This window comes from Ruegeria sp. CE12 (genome assembly GCF_056537525.1).
The window spans coordinates 590,146-609,073 of sequence record NZ_JBQFRS010000002.1 but is presented as its reverse complement, the minus strand read 5'-3'; the positions used below and the strand labels follow the sequence as shown (position 1 = coordinate 609,073).

Genomic DNA, 18,928 nt, shown 5'->3' with positions numbered 1-18,928 from the left:
TCCAACGCTTAGCGCAAGCGTTAGCGCAACCGGCGCAGGTTTGCGCTAACACCTTAAAAATATGCCACTTTTGCCCTTTTGAGATTGTCAAATCGCGGCTATATGGCCTGCAAAGCAAGCGCATTTGGAGACGTCTGATGACCATCAAGGTCGGTATCAATGGTTTTGGCCGCATCGGCCGCTGTACCCTGTCGCACATCGCGGCATCGGCTCGCAACGACATCGAAGTGATCAAGGTCAATGCAACCGGGCCCTTGGAAACCTCGGCTCATCTGCTGAAATATGACAGCATACATGGTCGTTTCCCGCGTGACGTATCCATCAATGGGAACACCATGGATCTGGGCCGCGGCCCGATGGAGATGTTCTCGACCTACGACATGAACGAGCTGGATTGGGATGGCTGCGACGTCGTTCTGGAATGCACCGGCAAATTCAATGATGGTCAAAAAGCCAAAACTCACCTAGACCGCGGTGCCCAGAAGGTTCTGCTTTCGGCCCCTGGCAAGAATGTAGACAAGACAATCGTCTTTGGTGTGAACCACAATGACCTGACAACCGAAGACAAAATGGTGTCCAACGGTTCGTGCACCACTAACTGCCTTGCCCCGCTTGCCAAGGTATTGGACGAAGGCATCGGTATCGAGCATGGCATTATGACCACGATCCACGCTTACACCGGCGATCAGCCGACCCTGGACCGCCGCCACAGCGATCTGTACCGCGCCCGTGCTGCTGCTATGTCGATGATTCCAACCAGCACCGGCGCTGCCAAGGCACTGGGTGAAGTACTGCCGAACCTGAAAGGCCGCCTCGACGGATCGGCCATCCGGGTCCCTACCCCGAATGTGTCAGCTGTTGACCTGACCTTCCGCGCGTCGCGTGACGTCACCGCAGAAGAGGTGAACGCAATCGTTCAGGATGCAGCACAAGGTCCGATGCAGCGCGTTCTGGGATACGAACCCGCACCACTGGTTTCGACCGATTTCAATCATACCGAAGAAAGCTCGATCTTCGCACCGGATCAGACCCGCGTTGTTGACAATCGCATGGTTCGGGTTCTGGCCTGGTATGACAACGAATGGGGCTTTTCGGTTCGTATGGCCGATGTAGCCGTCGCAATGGGCCGTCTTAACTGACACCTGCTTGATTGCTTGAACAGCATTACCCGCTCAGGTTATCTGGGCGGGCTTTCTTGTTCGGGGCCGTAATGACCAACCAACTCGCCATCTGGCTCGGAATTCTAATTCTTGGCGGGTTCATGCTCGACTACACACTCTATGGGACCGAGCATTTATTGTTCCTTGGAAAGAAGTTGTACGACTTTCTTGACTGGCTGGCTTTCTGGCGCTGACAGAGGTTTTGCTTGACTTTTTCTCTCACCTGATTTTGTTAGCGCTAACTGATTTTGAAACCGAAGCCGGACGGCTATTCAGACGGAGCGCAAAATGACACTGAAACTGGCAATCAATGGCTTTGGACGTATTGGACGAGGCGTACTGCGGGCCGTAATGGAATCCGGGCGTCAAGACGTAGAGATCGTTGCGATCAACGATTTGGCCAAACCTGAAATGAACGCCCACCTCTTTGAATTCGATAGTGTTCATGGACGCTATAAAGATACGGTCACTCTGAGTGACGCTGGGTTGGATGTCGGTCGCGGCCCGATCCGCTTAACCAGCGAACGCAATCCAGAAGACCTGCCTTGGTCAGACGTTGATGTGGTTCTGGAATGCACTGGTGTATTCCGCACGCGTGAGGCAGCGTCGCGTCATTTTCAAAACGGATCAAAAAAGGTGCTGATCTCAGCTCCCGCTCGCGGCGATGGCGCTGTCAAAACTGTAGTGTTCGGTGTGAATGAGCATGAGCTAACTGCCGAGGACTTGGTGGTTTCAAACGCGTCATGCACGACGAATTGCTTGTCACCGGTGGCAGCGGCACTTGATGCAGGATTGGGCATTCGGCACGGAAACATGACAACCGTACACGCCTATACGGCCAGCCAACCCGTTCATGACACGGCTGGAAAAGACCCCTACCTGTCGCGTGCTGCAGCGTTGTCGATGATCCCGACAACGACGGGTGCGGCCTCTGCCGTTGGTCTGGTTCTGCCACAACTTCAGGGCAAACTGACGGGTCAGGCCATCCGCGTACCCACGCCTAACGTTTCCGTGGTCGATTTGGTTGTCGAAGTCTCCCGTCCGACAACTGAAGAAGAAGTGAACGCGTTGTTGATCGAGGCCGCAGAAAAAATCCCCGGCGTATTGGCCGCAGAAAATCGTCCTCTGGTCTCTGTAGATTTCAACCATGACGCCCATAGTTCGACCGTCTCTCTGTCGGAGACCAAAGTCACCGACGAAACACTGGTTCGTGTTCTCGCCTGGTATGACAATGAATGGGGTTTTTCGAACCGGATGCTGGATACTGCAGCAGCGATGGGCGCTTTAGCCTAACCTCTCACGCAATGCAGTGTTGATACGGGGCGTGACAAATTTTGACACGTCCCCACCCAACCTGGCGATCTCTTTTACCAGTTTGGATGCGATTGCCTGATGTCTTGCCTCAGCCATCAGGAATACGGTTTCGATTGAATCATCCAGGGCTCGGTTCATTCCGACCATCTGAAATTCATACTCGAAATCAGCAACAGCACGCAGGCCGCGCACGATGATCTGGGCACCGACATCTCTGGCACAATCGATCAGCAGGTTTTCAAAGGGATGCGCGACAATTTCAGTGCCGGTCTGTTCGGTCAGATAAGCGCATTCCGCCTCTATCATGGCCACACGTTCTTCAAGCGAGAACAAAGGTCCCTTGTCCCGGTTGATCGCAACTCCGATGACCAACTTGTCGACCAGCGCTGCGGCGCGGCGAATAATATCGATATGACCCAGAGTAATCGGGTCAAAGGTGCCGGGATATAATCCAACGCGCATCACTGTCTCCTGCGCAACTTTATTTCTGCGCAAGCAAACACAACTTTGCCGCGGGTGCAAGAGGCGGCATCAGGCTGAAACCCGATCAGTGCCCCATGATCATGCCTTGCAATGCGTCTTTTTCCATGGCCAGTTCGGTCAATTGAGCCTTGACCACATCGCCCAAAGTCACAATTCCAACAAGCTGCCCGTCTTCCAGAACCGGCATATGTCGAAACCGGCCTTCTGTCATTCTGGACATGATATCCTGTACAGTGTCCTGGCGGCTGGCTGTCACCAAATCTCGGGTCATATAGGCGCTGACGGGTTCCGAGAGACACCCGCTGCCACTTGCCGCCAGTTCTCTTACGATGTCACGCTCTGACAGAATACCGGATGCTGTCTGACCACCATCTTCTGATATGACCACCGTACCAATACGTTTTTCAGCCAGAATTTTTGCAGCTTCCGAGACTGTTGCTGACGGTTCGACGGTCACAACCCCGCCCGCCGCTTTGGATTTCAGAATGGCCTGAACAAGCATAAGCGAAAAAACCTCCGGAATAACGTACTGTTTTTTAAAGCGTTGCCGGAATGAAAGACCCTGTCAAGGTTGGGCTTCGGCTTCAAGCCGCGCAACCTCGTCGCGGATACCTTTGGTCAGGGCATCTGCAAAGCGGTTCAACCGCTCGTTGCGGTGATCCCCCTGATGTCGAACGAGGTAGAAACTACGGGTCAAACTGACTTGATCCGTCAGTATTTTACGAAGATGAGGATGGAATGGCAGCGTAAAATCATGAGCGACGCAGACACCACTTCCCAACGAAACCTGCCGAAGTTGCACAGAGACCGAATTTGATGCAAGCGCAACACGGTCAACGCCGATATCGTTGAGATAATCCAACTCACGGTCAAAAATCATATCGGGGATATACCCAATCAGACGATGCCCCCCAAGATCGGCGACAGATTGAATTGGGGCATGACGATCCAGGTATTCCCGGGTCGCGACCAGATGCAATTTGTAATCGCTGACCTTTTGCACCAGCAGCTTCCCTGCCGTAGGCGCACTGACTGTAACCGCCATATCAGCTTCGCGGCGGGACAGGTTAATAATGCGAGGCAGCGCGAGAATCTGAATGTCCAGATCAGGGTTCGCATCACTGATTTTGGCGCAAACCTGCGGCAACAAGTAGTTTGCGCTGCCATCCGGCGCTCCGATCCTTATCTGACCGCTTAGAGATTTTGTTGACCCGGCTACTGCGCCTGCTGCCGCACGCATTGCCTCTTCGGCGTGCAGGCTGTGATCCATTAAGCGCTCACCTGCTGGTGTGAGCAGATAACCCTGCTGAGATTTCGTAAAAAGCGAAGCGTTCAGGGCGGTTTCCAGCCGGGCAATTCGCCGCCCGACAGTTGCCGGATCAATCTTCAGTAATCGGCCTGCGGACGAAAGGCTTTCCTCGCGTGCGACGGCCAGAAAGACCCGCATATCATCCCAATTTGGGTTCATCTCTTTCCTTTTGCATTTTTGCAAAGCTCTTTTGAGACATTGCCTCTGTTCGCGGGATTTCTGCAAGCCTATTCTGCGCGCAAATTTACCGGAGGAGTTTGCAATGCAAGATCTGACCCATTTCATCAACGGCGAGAACGTGGCGGGTACATCCGGCCGTTTCGACGACGTTTTCAACCCTGCAACCGGCGAAGTTCAGTACAAATGCCCGATGGCAAGTGTAGCTGAAACCACAGCGGCGATCGAAGACGCAGCCGCTGCACAGATCGCCTGGGGTGCAACCAACCCGCAAAAGCGCGCCCGTGTCATGATGGCCATGGTCGGCCTGATGAACCGTGATATGGACAAGTTGGCCGAAGCACTGAGCCGCGAGCACGGCAAAACCATCCCCGACGCAAAGGGCGACCTGCAACGTGGTCTCGAAGTGATCGAGTACTGCATTGGCGCACCGCAGATGCTGAAAGGTGAGTTCACCGACAGCGCGGGCCCGGGCATCGATATGTATTCCATGCGTCAGCCACTGGGTGTGGTTGCCGCGATCATGCCCTTCAACTTCCCCGCCATGATGCCTTTGTGGCACGTCGGCCCGGCTCTGGCATGTGGTAACGCCGTTGTCCTGAAACCTTCCGAGCGTGACCCCTCTGTTCCGCTGATGTTGGCAGAACTGTTTGTCGAAGCCGGCCTGCCCAAAGGCGTGTTCCAGGTCGTTAACGGCGACAAAGAGGCGGTAGACACCTTGCTGGACAGCGAGATCATTCAGGGCGTCTCGTTTGTTGGATCAACCCCGATCGCACAGTACATCTATTCGCGTGCAACTGCCAACGGTAAGCGCGCGCAGTGTTTTGGCGGTGCGAAGAACCACATGATCGTCATGCCCGACGCTGACATGGACCAGGCAGCGGATGCGCTGGTCGGTGCAGGTTTCGGTGCGGCTGGCGAACGCTGCATGGCCATTTCAGTCGCTGTTCCTGTTGGTGAGGAAACTGCCGATGCGCTGATCGAAAAGCTGGTCCCGCGTATCGAAAAGCTGAAGGTCGGCCCTTACACCGCAGGCGATGATGTCGACATGGGTCCGGTGGTAACCGGCGCAGCAAAAGAACGCATTCTTGGCCTGATCAATTCAGGCGTGGAACAAGGCGCTAAGCTGGTTGTCGACAACCGCGACTTTAGCCTGCAGGGCTATGAAGACGGCTTCTTTGTCGGACCGCACCTGTTTGACCACGTGACTCCCGAAATGGACATCTACAAGCAGGAGATCTTTGGTCCGGTTCTGTCGACCGTCCGCGCAGGCTCCTATGAAGAAGCGCTGAAGCTGGCGATGGATCATGAATACGGCAACGGTACCGCGATCTTCACCCGCGACGGTGATACGGCGCGTGACTTTGCCAGCCGTGTGAACATCGGCATGGTCGGCATCAACGTTCCGATCCCGGTTCCGCTGGCCTATCACACCTTCGGTGGCTGGAAGAAATCCATGTTCGGCGACCTGAACCAGCACGGCCCGGACAGCTTCAAGTTCTACACCCGCACCAAAACGGTGACCTCGCGCTGGCCGTCGGGCATCAAGGAAGGTGGAGAGTTCAACTTCAAAGCGATGGACTAAAATCCACCCCTTCGAAATACCAAAGGCCGCCCAATCGGGCGGCCTTTTTCAGTTCCTCAGCGAGGTATCAGTTCTGGAGGAACTCGCGCAGCGTAATCTGCCCGTCAAAATCAGCATCAAATTCAGCCATCATCATCCGCAGATCATGTTCGGGGACACAGGCTTTGGCGATGCCTTTGATCTTCCCGTTTTCCACCATTGTCAGGCACTCGGCCGGCAAAGGCTCATCCATTTCGGGATCGGGGAACTCGATGATGTCCTGCACATCAACTGCGACGAGTTCATCTGGTGAAACAACGCCATTTTCATCAGCGTCGTATTCCAAAAACTCTATCGCACGCTCCGCCAGAAACACGGTTTCAAACTCGGAATACTCAACATGGCCATCCGCATTTGCGTCAGCACGGCTGATTTCGTCAGCTGCTATGGCCTCTGGCGTACAGGGTTCAGTGTTGGCGTCACAATCATCGGGCAGAAACAGCACGTCTTCCTGTGTCAGGAATTGCTGGAACTCAGGTTTTGTGATCACTCCGTCCCCATTTCGATCAAGCTCGGTGAAAAACATACGGGCCATGGGGGTAGCCTGCGCAGGTGTCTGGGCCGAACCCCAATACACCCCTGCCAGCAACAAGACAGGTAGCACGTAGAGGGTTTTGGGGGCGAAATTGCTCAATGAGCGAACGGGCATGTCATGTTCTCCAATATTATCAGATGACGGCCCTGCCAGCTCCCGATCGATCACACCGCGTACGAGTTCGCTCATTGACGATCCGCGTTGTTCGCTGAGATCAGCCAGCTTGCTTTTCAACTCATAAGATACGCGAATTTCCAAGGTTTCTGATTTCTTGGTCATATCGTGTGGTCTCCGGAATACTGTGGGCCTGTCTCTTGCAGTTGGAGCAGACATGGTCCGAAAAATAGCCCAACCCGTGTCCGGCAAACAGGCAAATCGTGTCCGGACAGTGGTCACTCTGCTGTCCGGACAGGCGAAAGTTCGCAAGTAAATCTGATATCTCACAGAAAATTTAGGTGACACATCTGGCTCTGGAGTGAACGAATAACTAAATTGCCGAAAAATCTGAGCAGTCTTTCAGGAGGCTTAAGTGTCCAGTTCCCGTATTAATCGTCGCGCTGCCCTGTTGGGCGTAGCATCCGCTATTGCCGCACCAACCCTATTGCGCGCCCAAAGCACCGATGCATTCCCAGAGACTGAAGATGCAATCAGCACCCAATTACCTGTGCGTCGCAATGTTTCTTCGTTCTCACAGCAGAACTGGCAGGACCATTTTGATGAGCTGGGTGTCGGCTGTCTTCTGGCGGATATCACCAGCCGAGCAGTGCACTATTGGGGGGCTGATGGCACCTACAAGCTGTACCCAAGCTCGGTTCCAATGAGCGAAGAGCTGACTAAACGCGGATACACCGAAGTTGTCAGAAAGCGTGAAAACCCAAGCTGGACACCAACCGCATCTATGCGCGAGCGTGATCCATCCTTGCCGATCCGTATGGAGGGTGGCGATCCGGGTAACCCGTTGGGAACCCGCGCGATGTATCTGAGTTGGCCCGCCTATCTGGTGCACGGCACCCATGACACCCGAAAAATCGGTCGTCAGAGCTCATCCGGCTGCATCGGCCTTTACAACCAGCATGTCGAAGAACTCTACCCGCTGGTTAAAGTCGGAACCAAAGTCCGGCTCCTCTGAAACACGAAGCCCCGGCCACAAGGACCGGGGCTTTTTCATTGTGGTGAAGCGGTAACTTACTCCGGCAAAAGAACTGCGTCGATCACATGGATGACGCCGTTGCTGGCTTCGATGTCGGCCTGAACGACTTCGGCTTTATTCACCTTCACGCCATTTTTTGCATTCACGCTCAGACGGTCGCCCTGAACGGTCAGAACCTTGGCGCGCTTGCCTGCAATGTCACCCGACATGACCTTGGCCGGAACAACATGATAGGTAAGGATGGCGACGAGTTGATCCTTATTTTCAGGCAACAGCAACGTTTCAACTGTACCTTCGGGCAAAGCTGCGAATGCCTCATCAGTTGGTGCGAAAACCGTGTAAGGCCCCTTACCTTTCAGCGTGTCGACCAGGTCTGCAGCCTGAACGGCGGCGACCAGTGTATTGAACGAACCTGCCGATACAGCAGTGTCAACGATATCAGCAGCATGCGCCTTAAGCGGCAGGGTCAGTGCGATTGCGGCGGCGGCGCCCATGAAAGTGCGGCGGAACATAACTGTCTTCTCCTCTCCAGCTAGTTATGGAAAGGGGTACGGGCCTTTAGTAAAACCGGATCACTTTATGATCACGCGGGGTTGTACTGAACCCAGATGCTTTGAGCGCGACCATCCTTGAGAAACGGTAGAGCTTCTACCGCATCCGGGCGATCCTGCTGCAGGTAGTATCCCGGCCAAAGCATTGAATATGAAGCAGATTGCAGCAATGCGTGCAGCATGTACTGTTCTCCCCAACCGGGACAGTCATAGAAAAAACGCTTGGGGTATTCATAAGGCAGAAATACATCGTGGACATGGATCACTACGCCCGGCTTAAGGGCTGGTATGATCCGACAGAACAAATGCGCCACATCATTGCTCATCCGCACAACATGACTGGAATCGATGAACAGAACATCCCCGGCCTCGAGCTGTGCAAACAGCTCTGGATCGACTTCTTCAAGCCGTTTCTGTTCGAACTGATCGACTACGTGAGCAATGTCCGCACGGGGATACGGATCGATGGCTGTGATTTTCGTATCCAGCCCGCCATCAATGATCGCCTGCCGGGTCACTCGGGTCGAGTTGCCACAGCCCACCTCGATCACGCGCTTTGGCTGAAAACGGCGGATCATCAGATACAGCGCCTCAGCATCCGGGCTGTCATAGTAACCGTTACCAATGCGATATCCGGTCTTGTTGCGTGAGGGATCTTTCAAGGCTGCCAAGGCATCGGCGTGTTGATGAAACTCATTGGTCAGCTGGGAAATGTCAAAATCGTCCATTCCCGGTGACAGGGCATACGCCGGACGTGCCAATCCCCCTGCCCTTTCAAACGCCTCAAGCCGTGCGCGTTCGTCCCGCTCAGTCACCTTGTCGATCAGTTTGACACCGATCCGATCCAGGACGGCATTGATCCGGGGGAATTTTCTGGGTTTCACGCGGAAGGCTCCGATTTGGCATTGGGCTTTGGACGCTGCATAGCGTTGCATGCATGACCTCTGCAAGAACCACAATCCCAAACCCTTGGCAAAAAGGCCAATTCCGTATTCACTGGTCTGACAAATAGACGAGAGGTCCGCGTATGCAGCAGGAATTCACGCTTGGCATAGAAGAAGAGTATCTGCTGGTCGATCGCGACAGCCTGCATCTTGCCGAAGCGCCTGCTGAACTCATGGAAGCCTGTCAATCTGATTTCGAAGGTCAGGTCAGCCCTGAATTCCTGCAATGTCAGATTGAAGTTGGCACTCGCCCCCACAACACAATCGCTTCAGCACGGGAAGATTTGAAACGACTGCGTTCCTGTGTGTCCAAACGCGCTGCGGAATACAATCTGGCTCCGATAGCGGTTTCGTGCCATCCCTTTGCGGATTGGAAAAACCAAAGTCACACCCGCAAGGAACGATACGACGCATTGCAACATGCTCTTGGTGGTGTGGCACGCAGGATGCTGATCTGTGGCATGCATGTCCACGTAGGAGTTGAAGACCCTGCATTGCGCGCTGATCTGATGCCTCAGCTCTGTTACTTCCTACCGCATCTGCTTGCGCTTTCAACCTCCTCCCCCTTTTGGAATGGCGAGGATACAGGGCTTTCATCATACCGCCTTACTGTCTTTGACAATCTGCCGAGAACAGGCTTGCCTCCGGTCTTTGGCAGTTGGTCCGAATATGAACGGACCACGGGTGTGCTGGTCGAACTGGGCGTGATTGAGGACACCTCGAAAATCTGGTGGGACCTGCGTCCTTCGCATCGGTTCCCCACACTTGAAACCCGCATCATGGATGTCCAACCGAGACTTGAGCATACACTATCGCTTGCCGCGCTGAATCAAGCACTGACGCGGATGCTCTGTCGTCTCAAAGACCGCAACCTGCGTTGGCGTCAATACGACCGCTTTCTGATCGGAGAAAATCGATGGCGGGCGCAACGATATGGCGTTGGTGAGGGTCTGATCGACTTTGGTGACCGGTCAATCAAACCAATGGCTGAACTAATGGGTGAGCTTATGGGTATGCTTGCCGAAGATGCAGAGGCTTTGGGCACCATGAGCGAGCTTGCGCGTTTGCTACAGATCGCAGAAAGCGGCACATCAGCCACTCGTCAGCGGCTTGTTCATGCTGAGGCTGCGGCACAAGGTGAAGATCCAGGCAGAGCTGTCGTTAAACATCTGATCGAAGAATTCCACTCCGATCTTTGATCCGCCAAATCCGATCGTTTCGCGGATTTCTGACTCAAGGTTCGTCACAGCGATTTCAAAGCAGGTACCTGCAAGAATTAGTGCATATTTTGTAGGTAGTCCTACGATTGCTGGCCGTGAAAAATTTCTGTAAGGATTGGGAAATAAACACTCGTTCAATTCACCAATCTGCAGGGGAGGCAGGCCATGGATTTCGCGCTGACCGAGGAACAAACAGCCATCTTCGACATGGCCTGCGCGTTCGGACAGGAGAATATTGCCCCGCACGCACGGCAATGGGAATCGGACGGTACGATCCCAAAGGAGCTTTGGCCGCAAATCGGTGAACTGGGTTTTGGTGGGCTCTACGTTTCCGAAGACAGTGGAGGATCGGGGCTGACACGGTTGGACGCTACGCTTGTGTTTGAAGCGCTCTCAATGGCTTGCCCCTCGGTCGCGGCATTTCTTTCGATCCACAATATGTGCGCCAAGATGCTCGACAGCTTTGGCAGCGATGAACTGAAATCTCGCATCATGCCAGAGGTTCTGAGCCTGAATACCGTACTGAGTTACTGCCTCACCGAACCAGGCTCAGGTTCGGATGCCGCAGCGCTAAAAACTCGGGCTGAACGCACCAATGAGGGTTACACTCTGAATGGCACCAAAGCCTTCATTTCAGGTGGCGGGTACTCCGATGCTTATGTCTGCATGGTCCGCACCGGCGAAGACGGACCGAAAGGCATTTCGACGGTCTATGTCGAGGACGGAACAGCGGGCCTCAGCTTTGGGGCCCTCGAGCAAAAGATGGGATGGAAAAGCCAACCAACGGCACAGGTTCAGTTTGACGATTGCAAGATTCCATCGGGCAATCTTGTGGGAACCGAGGGTGATGGTTTCAAATACGCGATGATGGGACTGGATGGCGGCCGTCTTAACATCGCCTCCTGTTCGTTGGGTGCAGCCCAAGCCGGTTTGGACATGACCTTACAATACATGTCCGAACGCAAGGCGTTTGGGAAATCCATTGATCAGTTCCAGGCGCTTCAATTCCGCCTGGCTGATATGGAAATCGAACTGCAGGCTGCCAGAACCTTCCTGCGTCAGGCAGCATGGAAGCTTGATCAGGGTGCGCCGGATGCCACCAAGTTCTGCGCCATGGCCAAGAAATTCGTAACTGAAACGGGATCGAAAGTGGTCGATCAATGCCTGCAACTGCATGGTGGTTACGGATATCTTGCAGACTATGGCATTGAGAAGCTTGTGCGCGACCTTCGGGTGCATCAGATATTGGAAGGCACCAACGAGATCATGCGTGTGATCGTCGCCCGCCAAATGCTAGCCAATCGCTGAGGAATTCATGTCCGACATCGACATTCGTATATCTGGCCGTGCAGGACGGATTACCCTGACACGGCCACAGGCCCTGAACGCGCTTAGCTATGATATGTGCATGGCAATTGACGTTGCGCTGCGCAACTGGCGCGAAGATGACGCTGTTGATCTGGTCATTCTTGATGCTGAGGGTGAAAAGGCCTTCTGCGCCGGGGGGGACATCGCAGAACTCTATGAGACGGGTACAAAAGGCGATTTTGCCTACGGTCAGACTTTCTGGAAAGATGAGTACCGCCTGAATGCGATGATCTTTGAATACCCTAAACCGGTCGTCAGCTTCCTGCAGGGCTTCACAATGGGTGGTGGTGTTGGCATCGGTTGCCACGGCAGCCACCGAGTTGTCGGAGAATCCTCGAAAATCGCCATGCCGGAATGCTCGATCGGCCTGGTTCCGGATGTCGGTGGCTCACTCATGCTGGCATTGGCGCCAGGGCGTTTGGGAGAGTATCTGGGTACAACCGGTGCACGCATGGGGCCAGCCGATGCGATCTACGCCGGGTTTGCTGATCTCTACATTCCGCAATCACAATGGTCTGACTTGATCGAGATGCTCGAGGCGTCGGGAAATGCCGAACTCTTGTCTGATCACGCCGAGTTTCCGACCAACAGCGAGTTAGAACAGGCACAGAAGGAAATTGATCAGTTTTTCGACGGTGAAACACTGGGCGACATTCTGACAAACCTGCGCAACGGAAAGACAGAGTTTGCAGAAAAAACACTAAAGACGCTGTCACGGACTTCGCCGATTTCGATGGCATGTGCGATCGAGATGCTGCACAGACTGCGGGGCCCTGCCCTGACTATGCGAAAGGCGTTGGAGTTAGAGTATCGTTTTACCCATCGCGCGATGGAACACGGTGATTTTCTGGAAGGCATTCGCGCCCAGATCATCGACAAGGATCGCAATCCGAAATGGCAGTTCCCTGACATGAATGTGCCTGCCGTTTCCGTCTCAAAGATGTTGCAACCATTGGGTGCAGATACACTGAGTTTCGAGGAGGAATAAGAGATGAAGATCGGTTTCATTGGACTGGGCAACATGGGTGCACCCATGGCCACGAACCTGGCCAAAGCAGGCCATCAGGTTCATGGCTTTGACACCGCAGGCGTTTCTGTTGAGGGCGTCAAGCAGGTCGAAACAGCGGCCGCGGCTGCCGAAGCTGCAGATGCTGTGATTACAATGCTGCCAAATGGCACGATTCTTCGTGCAGTCGCCGATCAGATCACTCCTCAGATGCAGCCGGGCGCTGTGCTGATTGATTGTTCAACTGTTGACGTCGACAGTGCCCGCGCCGTTGCTGAACAGGCCCAGGAGGCTGGTTTGTTGTCGGTGGATGCGCCGGTATCAGGCGGTATCGGCGGCGCAGCAGCCGGCACCCTGACATTCATGGCAGGTGGTTCTGACGAAGCCTTTGCTAAAGCCGACCCATTGTTCGATATCATGGGGCAAAAGGCGGTGCATTGTGGTGAAGCTGGTGCAGGTCAGGCAGCGAAAATCTGCAACAACATGATCCTGGGAGTCACCATGATCGCCACCTGCGAGGCCTTTGCATTGGCCGACAAGCTGGGACTGGACCGGCAAAAGATGTTCGATGTTGTCAGCACTTCCTCGGGCTACAGCTGGACCATGAACGCTTACTGCCCTGCACCCGGTGTTGGTCCCCAAAGCCCTGCGGACAACGAATACCAGCCCGGATTCGCTGCCGAGCTGATGCTGAAAGATCTACGTCTTAGCCAGCAGGCCGCAGACAGTGCCGATGCAGATACGCCGATGGGACAGGTTGCCACCGCTCTATATGAACAATTTGTCGAGAACGAAGACGGACTTGGCCGCGACTTCAGCGCAATGTTATCACGATTTGAAAAACGTGGCCGCAGCTGATTAGTCACCGGCAGCAAATCGCGCAGTCATCGTTGACGTGACTGCGCGCACTTATTTTTCCAGTTATGCTCTGACAGACGCCACTGTTGATGGTCATTGGAGTGCTTCGATGAACAAATTTCCCTGTCTTGCCATAGTCGCTGCCATTGCCCTCTCTCCCGCCGTCGTGATCGCCGGAAACGGTAATGGTAAGGGCAAGAATTCTATTCAAGTTCAAAGGGTTTCGCCACAGCAAGGAATTGTCGTTCAGGGAAATGCAGGTCACTGCCCTCCAGGACTAGCAAAAAAAGCCGTCCCCTGCGTACCTCCTGGTCAGGTTAAGAATCGTTACCAGATCGGTGACAGGATCGATCGCGACTACATCTGGATTAATGATCCATACCGCTATGGGCTTAAGAAAAACGGTTACTACGTCCGCGCCGGTGATTATGTCTACGGCATCGACCCCGATACGCATAAGGTTCTAAACCTGATCGGGGCCGTCGCAGACATCCTGAATTAGCGCGTTACTCGGCTGCCACGCGCTCAGGGTTCAGCATAGGAAGCAGATACCGTCCAGTGTGGCTGCGTTCATTTCCGGCTACATCTTCAGGTGTTCCAGCTGCAACGATCTCGCCACCTCCATCGCCCCCTTCCGGACCGATATCGATAATCCAGTCAGCGGTTTTGACCACGTCCAGATTGTGCTCGATCACGACTACCGTGTTGCCCTGATCGACCAGTTCATGCAGCACTTCCAACAACTTGCGAACATCCTCAAAATGAAGACCAGTTGTTGGCTCATCAAGGATATAGAGCGTGCGACCGGTCGATCGTTTGCTCAGTTCCTTTGACAGTTTAACCCGCTGCGCCTCGCCCCCTGACAACGTGGTGGCCTGCTGACCCACCTTGATATAGCCGAGGCCTACACGCGCCAAAGCATCCATCTTGTCGCGGATCGAAGGCACCGCTTTGAAGAATTCCTGCGCATCCTCGACTGTCATATCAAGGACGTCAGCGATGGACTTACCCTTGAACTTGATTTCGAGAGTCTCGCGGTTATAGCGCGCGCCCTTACAGGTCTCGCAGGTCACGTAGACATCGGGGAGGAAGTGCATCTCGATTTTGATGACCCCATCGCCCTGACAGGCCTCACAGCGTCCACCTTTGACGTTAAAGCTGAACCGTCCTGGTTTATAACCACGCGCTTTCGCCTCGGGCAAGCCAGCGAACCAGTCGCGAATCGGGGTAAAGGCACCAGTGTAAGTCGCTGGATTTGAACGCGGAGTCCGCCCGATGGGCCGCTGATCAATATCGATGACCTTATCCAGGTGCTCCAGCCCTTTTATGGTTTCACAGGGCGCAGGCGTCTGCCGCGCGCCGTTCAGCCGCATCGAGGCAGTCTTGAACAGCGTTTCAATGGTCAGCGTCGATTTACCCCCACCGGACACGCCGGTGACACAGACAAACTTACCGAGCGGAAATTCTGCGGTCACATTCTTCAGATTGTTACCCGTTGCTTTGACAACGGTAACTTTCTTCTTGTTGCCTTTGCGTCTTTCGGACGGGACAGCAATCTCGCGAACACCAGAGAGGTACTGGCCCGTGATCGAAGCCGCATCACCAGCAATTTGATCCGGCGCACCATGACTGACGACCTGACCGCCGTGAACACCCGCACCGGGTCCAATATCAAACACGTAATCAGCTTCGCGGATCGCCTCTTCGTCATGCTCGACGACGATGACAGTGTTTCCCTGATCGCGCAGGTTCTTGAGTGTGCCAAGGAGACGATCATTGTCCCGCTGGTGCAAACCAATCGAAGGTTCGTCCAAAACATACAGGACACCGGTCAGGCCCGAACCGATCTGGCTTGCCAAACGAATCCTCTGGCTCTCTCCACCAGACAAGGTTCCACTTGAACGTGAGAGCGTAAGGTACTCCAAACCAACGTTATTCAAGAACCCGAGACGCTCACGGATTTCCTTCAGAATAGCCCGCGCAATTTCATTCTTTTGCGCGCTCAGATGGTTTGGGGCATCCTCAATCCACGCGAGCGCCTCACGGATCGACATTTCAACGACCTGACCCACGTGCTGCCCTGCAATCTTGACCGCAAGCGCTTCGGGACGCAGGCGATAACCTTCACACGTCCCACAGGGCCGGTTGTTCTGGTACCGTTCGAATTCTTCTCGAATCCATGCGCTGTCTGTTTCGCGATAGCGGCGCTCCATATTGGGAATCACACCCTCAAAGCTGCGCGTGACCTGATAAACGCGTCCCCCTTCGTCATACCGGAACTGAATTTCCTCATCCCCGGAGCCGCGAAGAAACACCTGCTGAACCTTAGAAGGCAGATCCTTCCAGGGTGTGTTCTTGTCAAAGTCGTAGTGGCGGGCAATCGCCTCGATTGTCTGCAAGAAGTACGGAGATTTGCCCTTACGCCAGGGCGCGAGTGCCCCGTCATACAGTTTGAGCGTTTGGTCGGGCACTACAAGGCGTTCGTCAAAGAACAACTCGACACCCAGCCCATCGCAATCCGGACACGCCCCGAAAGGTGCGTTAAACGAAAACAACCGCGGTTCGATTTCCGGAATGGTGAAGCCACTGACCGGGCAGGCAAAATTCTCGCTGAACGTGATACGCTCGGGATCACCTTCACGCGGAGCAGTCTCGAGAATCGCGATCCCATCTGCCAGATCCAGCGCTGTTCTCAGGCTGTCGGCCAGGCGGGTCTCCATGCCTTCACGGACAACAAGGCGGTCGACGACAACATCGATGTCGTGCCGAAACTTCTTGTCCAGCACAGGTGGCTCATCCAGTTCATAGAAATCGCCATCCACTTTGACCCGCTGAAACCCCTGCTTCCGAAGCTCGAGGAACTCTTTTTTGTATTCGCCTTTCCGATCCCGCACAATCGGAGCCAGAAGATAGCCACGTGTCCCCTCCTCCATCGTCATGATGCGATCGACCATGTCCTGCACCTGCTGCGCCTCAATGGGCAGACCGGTGGCGGGGCTATAGGGCGTTCCGGCGCGCGCAAACAGCAGCCGCATATAGTCGTATATCTCGGTGACAGTACCGACCGTAGAACGAGGGTTCTTGGATGTTGTTTTCTGCTCGATCGAAATCGCCGGGGAAAGACCACTAATGTGGTCCACGTCCGGCTTCTCCATCATGTCAAGGAACTGACGGGCGTAGGCTGACAGGCTCTCAACATAGCGGCGCTGGCCTTCGGCATAGATAGTGTCAAACGCCAGCGATGACTTACCAGAGCCCGACAAACCGGTAATCACAACCAGCTGGTCGCGCGGAATGTCGACATCGATTCCCTTGAGGTTATGCTCGCGCGCACCGCGCACCTCGATATTTTTCAGCTCAGCCATTAAGGCCCCCAACAAACAAGTGTCCTAGAAATAGGCGAGCAGCGCCGAGTCTCCAACAAAAAAGTTAGAACAAAGTGTGAACCAACGATTTATTGCCGACATCTCCTGACACTAAAACCACAATCCAATCCGTGCCCCCGGTAGGGGTTTATTTATCATCGGCATTGAAAGGAAAATGGCGCGGTTGACGGGGCTCGAACCCGCGACCCCCGGCGTGACAGGCCGGTACTCTAACCAACTGAGCTACAACCGCGCATTTAGGGTCTATGTCTGATCCATTAACCCGGATCAAAGGCTGGCAGCGATGGCGCGGTTGACGGGGCTCGAACCCGCGACCCCCGGCGTGACAGGCCGGTACTCTAACCAACTGAGCTACAACCGCCCGCTGCCCGTTCGTTGCTGAACGTTGGGGTGTATTATGGCTACACCCCGACATCGTCAAGCGGCGTTTTCAAGTTTTTTCAATTAACCTGAAAATTTGTTTGTGAGTTCGGAGATATAGATGCGCCCCTTCCTGAGATCCGGGTGTGCAGGGGTCACCTCGGCGGAAATCATCTGGTTCTCTGATTGTAATCTTGGGCCTAAGCCCGTGATCAAAAGCATCAATAATTCAAAGGTGGAAGATGCCACACCAGGCGCTCAGACGACGTTTGATCTGGCCGAAAAAACGCAGGGTCTGACTATTGTCAGACCCAATTGCGCTTTCAACTTTTTTGAAAGAAGTGGTCGGGGCGGCAGGATTCGAACCTACGACCCCCTGTACCCAAAACAGGTGCGCTACCAGACTGCGCCACGCCCCGGACCGTGCGCCTTCCTAACGATGCCGATCTGATTTGAAAACCCCTAACAAGGCCATTTTGCGGGTCCTTGTGAAAAAATTTCATGCCGCATGACAGTTCCGGGTTTGATTGAATAGCGCGAGGCCAAGCCTGCATTGATTTCCAGCACCGCAAACACGGAATCACCGCCTTCAACAGGTGTCAGATTTCCGGGAATCGCACCTTCGTGAACACGAGTCACCGTCCCGGTTTTGTCGAGAAAAATCATATCCAATGGAATCAGAGTGTTCTTCATCCAGAACGCCACACGCTGAGGAGGATCAAAGACGAACAGCATACCCGAGCGGCGCGGAAGCGATTCCCGAAACATCAAGCCGCGCGACCTCTCTTGAGGCGTCACGGCTAATTCCACATCGAATCGAATCTGGGCCTGATCGTTTTTGAGGTCGACACTATCGGCGCGGCAGGCAGCAAGTGCATTCCCGGACCAGAGCATTGTTACAACTGCAAGTACCGGAAACAACTTCATTGGCTGCCTCAGTCGTCCAACGCTGCTTCCCAGGCCAGTACCTGAGCTGCCATCCGGCCTCGTTTGCCGTTTATGACGCGCATGGCCAATGCCTCACCCGGTTGCAGATCGGCCAGACCCGAGCGGCGTAGAACTTCAATATGCAGAAACACGTCTTCGCTACGACCAAAGACGTTCGCGAAACCAAAGCCTTTGCCTTTGTCGAACCATTTTACCCGAGCAGCCTCCAACGGCGCGTCGGATATCTCTGCCGGGTCCAACTCGGCAAAATCAGCCAACAGCATCGAGTCGGTGCGTTCCGGCGGATCAATACTGACAACCTCGACCGCCTGCACGCCGCGATCGGTGCGGTGTGTCATGATTTCGATACCCGCACCGTCAGCGACGGAACTCTGACCGAAATTGCGCAAGACATTCACGTGCAACAGAATATCCGGCCCACCTTCGTCGGACACAACAAATCCGTATCCCTTTGCGGGATCGAACCATTTAACGTGTCCACGGACGCGGTACATGCTATTCAGATCTTCTGGCACGGTTTTCCCATCACGAAAAA

General features: G+C 54.4%; 19 protein-coding genes and 3 tRNA genes. 10 read left to right on the top strand and 12 right to left on the bottom strand.

Annotation, left to right across the window (positions count from 1 at the left end; all coding sequences use genetic code 11):
* Window positions 1-137 precede the first annotated feature (137 nt).
* The 3 genes from gap (ACR0IO_RS07830) (at window position 138) to gap (ACR0IO_RS07820) (ending at window position 2,453) form a co-directional block, all read left to right on the top strand.
* Window positions 138-1,139 (top strand): type I glyceraldehyde-3-phosphate dehydrogenase, encoded by a 1,002-nt coding sequence (gap, locus tag ACR0IO_RS07830; RefSeq protein WP_480740589.1) that lies wholly within the window; start codon window positions 138-140, stop codon window positions 1,137-1,139.
* 71 nt (window positions 1,140-1,210) lie between these two features.
* Window positions 1,211-1,354 (top strand): hypothetical protein, encoded by a 144-nt coding sequence (locus tag ACR0IO_RS07825; protein ID WP_170330556.1) that lies wholly within the window; start codon window positions 1,211-1,213, stop codon window positions 1,352-1,354.
* Between the two features lie 94 nt (window positions 1,355-1,448).
* Entirely contained in the window at window positions 1,449-2,453 is a 1,005-nt protein-coding gene (gene gap, locus ACR0IO_RS07820; RefSeq protein WP_480740587.1) for a type I glyceraldehyde-3-phosphate dehydrogenase, read from the top strand.
* Here gap (ACR0IO_RS07820) and coaD read toward each other — a convergent pair.
* From coaD to ACR0IO_RS07805, 3 genes are all read right to left on the bottom strand, one after another.
* On the bottom strand, window positions 2,445-2,936 hold the full coding sequence (gene coaD, locus ACR0IO_RS07815) for a pantetheine-phosphate adenylyltransferase (protein WP_480740586.1): 492 nt from the start codon (window positions 2,934-2,936) through the stop codon (window positions 2,445-2,447). The genes gap (ACR0IO_RS07820) and coaD overlap by 9 nt on opposite strands.
* A gap of 85 nt (window positions 2,937-3,021) precedes the next feature.
* The gene (locus ACR0IO_RS07810) at window positions 3,022-3,459 is read right to left on the bottom strand and encodes a CBS domain-containing protein (protein ID WP_155147049.1); all 438 of its coding nucleotides are present in this window, start codon (window positions 3,457-3,459) and stop codon (window positions 3,022-3,024) included.
* 63 nt (window positions 3,460-3,522) lie between these two features.
* On the bottom strand, window positions 3,523-4,425 hold the full coding sequence (locus ACR0IO_RS07805) for a LysR family transcriptional regulator (protein WP_170330559.1): 903 nt from the start codon (window positions 4,423-4,425) through the stop codon (window positions 3,523-3,525).
* A gap of 103 nt (window positions 4,426-4,528) precedes the next feature.
* On the opposite strand from ACR0IO_RS07805, the gene ACR0IO_RS07800 reads away from it, so the two are divergent.
* A complete protein-coding gene (locus ACR0IO_RS07800) occupies window positions 4,529-6,028 on the top strand; it encodes a CoA-acylating methylmalonate-semialdehyde dehydrogenase (RefSeq protein ID WP_155147052.1) in 1,500 nt (499 codons plus the stop codon).
* Window positions 6,029-6,095: 67 nt separating this feature from the next.
* Here ACR0IO_RS07800 and ACR0IO_RS07795 read toward each other — a convergent pair whose 3' ends face one another.
* Window positions 6,096-6,881, bottom strand: coding sequence for an EF-hand domain-containing protein (locus ACR0IO_RS07795; RefSeq protein ID WP_480740585.1), 786 nt, complete (start codon window positions 6,879-6,881; stop codon window positions 6,096-6,098).
* Window positions 6,882-7,131: 250 nt separating this feature from the next.
* Here ACR0IO_RS07795 and ACR0IO_RS07790 point away from each other — a divergent pair, with 250 nt between their 5' ends.
* Complete coding sequence (locus tag ACR0IO_RS07790; protein ID WP_480740583.1) at window positions 7,132-7,731, top strand: L,D-transpeptidase; 600 nt, start codon at window positions 7,132-7,134, stop codon at window positions 7,729-7,731.
* A gap of 56 nt (window positions 7,732-7,787) precedes the next feature.
* Here ACR0IO_RS07790 and ACR0IO_RS07785 read toward each other — a convergent pair whose 3' ends face one another.
* Window positions 7,788-8,264 carry a fasciclin domain-containing protein gene (locus ACR0IO_RS07785; protein WP_480740581.1) on the bottom strand — a complete coding sequence of 159 codons (477 nt, stop codon included), beginning with the start codon at window positions 8,262-8,264 and terminating at the stop codon, window positions 7,788-7,790.
* 71 nt (window positions 8,265-8,335) lie between these two features.
* The gene (locus ACR0IO_RS07780) at window positions 8,336-9,238 is read right to left on the bottom strand and encodes a class I SAM-dependent methyltransferase (RefSeq protein ID WP_480740579.1); all 903 of its coding nucleotides are present in this window, start codon (window positions 9,236-9,238) and stop codon (window positions 8,336-8,338) included.
* Between the two features lie 92 nt (window positions 9,239-9,330).
* On the opposite strand from ACR0IO_RS07780, the gene ACR0IO_RS07775 reads away from it, so the two are divergent.
* The 5 genes from ACR0IO_RS07775 to ACR0IO_RS07755 all read left to right on the top strand — a co-directional run bounded on the left by ACR0IO_RS07775 (window position 9,331) and on the right by ACR0IO_RS07755 (window position 14,201).
* Entirely contained in the window at window positions 9,331-10,446 is a 1,116-nt protein-coding gene (locus ACR0IO_RS07775) for a carboxylate-amine ligase (RefSeq protein WP_480740575.1), read from the top strand.
* A gap of 186 nt (window positions 10,447-10,632) precedes the next feature.
* Entirely contained in the window at window positions 10,633-11,775 is a 1,143-nt protein-coding gene (locus ACR0IO_RS07770) for an acyl-CoA dehydrogenase family protein (protein ID WP_480740571.1), read from the top strand.
* Between the two features lie 7 nt (window positions 11,776-11,782).
* On the top strand, window positions 11,783-12,823 hold the full coding sequence (locus ACR0IO_RS07765; RefSeq protein ID WP_480740568.1) for an enoyl-CoA hydratase/isomerase family protein: 1,041 nt from the start codon (window positions 11,783-11,785) through the stop codon (window positions 12,821-12,823).
* Window positions 12,824-12,826: 3 nt separating this feature from the next.
* On the top strand, window positions 12,827-13,699 hold the full coding sequence (gene mmsB, locus ACR0IO_RS07760; RefSeq protein WP_480740566.1) for a 3-hydroxyisobutyrate dehydrogenase: 873 nt from the start codon (window positions 12,827-12,829) through the stop codon (window positions 13,697-13,699).
* A 109-nt stretch (window positions 13,700-13,808) separates the two neighbouring features.
* Window positions 13,809-14,201 carry a hypothetical protein gene (locus ACR0IO_RS07755; protein WP_480740564.1) on the top strand — a complete coding sequence of 131 codons (393 nt, stop codon included), beginning with the start codon at window positions 13,809-13,811 and terminating at the stop codon, window positions 14,199-14,201.
* Window positions 14,202-14,205: 4 nt separating this feature from the next.
* Here ACR0IO_RS07755 and uvrA read toward each other — a convergent pair whose 3' ends face one another.
* The 6 genes from uvrA to ACR0IO_RS07725 all read right to left on the bottom strand — a co-directional run bounded on the left by uvrA (window position 14,206) and on the right by ACR0IO_RS07725 (window position 18,908).
* On the bottom strand, window positions 14,206-17,064 hold the full coding sequence (uvrA, locus tag ACR0IO_RS07750; protein ID WP_480740562.1) for an excinuclease ABC subunit UvrA: 2,859 nt from the start codon (window positions 17,062-17,064) through the stop codon (window positions 14,206-14,208).
* Between the two features lie 176 nt (window positions 17,065-17,240).
* A tRNA-Asp gene (locus ACR0IO_RS07745) sits at window positions 17,241-17,317 on the bottom strand.
* 52 nt (window positions 17,318-17,369) lie between these two features.
* Window positions 17,370-17,446, bottom strand: a tRNA-Asp gene (locus ACR0IO_RS07740).
* Between the two features lie 341 nt (window positions 17,447-17,787).
* Window positions 17,788-17,864: transfer RNA gene (locus ACR0IO_RS07735), tRNA-Pro, on the bottom strand.
* Window positions 17,865-17,907: 43 nt separating this feature from the next.
* Entirely contained in the window at window positions 17,908-18,372 is a 465-nt protein-coding gene (locus tag ACR0IO_RS07730) for a DUF192 domain-containing protein (RefSeq protein ID WP_480740559.1), read from the bottom strand.
* Between the two features lie 8 nt (window positions 18,373-18,380).
* Entirely contained in the window at window positions 18,381-18,908 is a 528-nt protein-coding gene (locus ACR0IO_RS07725) for a cold-shock protein (RefSeq protein WP_170330578.1), read from the bottom strand.
* Between the last annotated feature and the right edge of the window lie 20 nt (window positions 18,909-18,928).

Excerpts from the sequence above, each read along its gene's own strand:
- gap (WP_480740589.1), top strand. The coding sequence starts at position 138 with ATGACCATCAAGGTCGGTATCAATGGTTTTGGCCGCATCGGCCGCTGT.
- ACR0IO_RS07825 (WP_170330556.1), top strand. The coding sequence starts at position 1,211 with ATGACCAACCAACTCGCCATCTGGCTCGGAATTCTAATTCTTGGCGGG.
- gap (WP_480740587.1), top strand. The coding sequence starts at position 1,449 with ATGACACTGAAACTGGCAATCAATGGCTTTGGACGTATTGGACGAGGC.
- coaD (WP_480740586.1), bottom strand. The coding sequence starts at position 2,936 with ATGCGCGTTGGATTATATCCCGGCACCTTTGACCCGATTACTCTGGGT.
- ACR0IO_RS07810 (WP_155147049.1), bottom strand. The coding sequence starts at position 3,459 with ATGCTTGTTCAGGCCATTCTGAAATCCAAAGCGGCGGGCGGGGTTGTG.
- ACR0IO_RS07805 (WP_170330559.1), bottom strand. The coding sequence starts at position 4,425 with ATGAACCCAAATTGGGATGATATGCGGGTCTTTCTGGCCGTCGCACGC.
- ACR0IO_RS07800 (WP_155147052.1), top strand. The coding sequence starts at position 4,529 with ATGCAAGATCTGACCCATTTCATCAACGGCGAGAACGTGGCGGGTACA.
- ACR0IO_RS07795 (WP_480740585.1), bottom strand. The coding sequence starts at position 6,881 with ATGACCAAGAAATCAGAAACCTTGGAAATTCGCGTATCTTATGAGTTG.
- ACR0IO_RS07785 (WP_480740581.1), bottom strand. The coding sequence starts at position 8,264 with ATGTTCCGCCGCACTTTCATGGGCGCCGCCGCCGCAATCGCACTGACC.
- ACR0IO_RS07780 (WP_480740579.1), bottom strand. The coding sequence starts at position 9,238 with ATGCAACGCTATGCAGCGTCCAAAGCCCAATGCCAAATCGGAGCCTTC.
- ACR0IO_RS07775 (WP_480740575.1), top strand. The coding sequence starts at position 9,331 with ATGCAGCAGGAATTCACGCTTGGCATAGAAGAAGAGTATCTGCTGGTC.
- ACR0IO_RS07770 (WP_480740571.1), top strand. The coding sequence starts at position 10,633 with ATGGATTTCGCGCTGACCGAGGAACAAACAGCCATCTTCGACATGGCC.
- ACR0IO_RS07765 (WP_480740568.1), top strand. The coding sequence starts at position 11,783 with ATGTCCGACATCGACATTCGTATATCTGGCCGTGCAGGACGGATTACC.
- mmsB (WP_480740566.1), top strand. The coding sequence starts at position 12,827 with ATGAAGATCGGTTTCATTGGACTGGGCAACATGGGTGCACCCATGGCC.
- ACR0IO_RS07755 (WP_480740564.1), top strand. The coding sequence starts at position 13,809 with ATGAACAAATTTCCCTGTCTTGCCATAGTCGCTGCCATTGCCCTCTCT.
- uvrA (WP_480740562.1), bottom strand. The coding sequence starts at position 17,064 with ATGGCTGAGCTGAAAAATATCGAGGTGCGCGGTGCGCGCGAGCATAAC.
- ACR0IO_RS07730 (WP_480740559.1), bottom strand. The coding sequence starts at position 18,372 with ATGAAGTTGTTTCCGGTACTTGCAGTTGTAACAATGCTCTGGTCCGGG.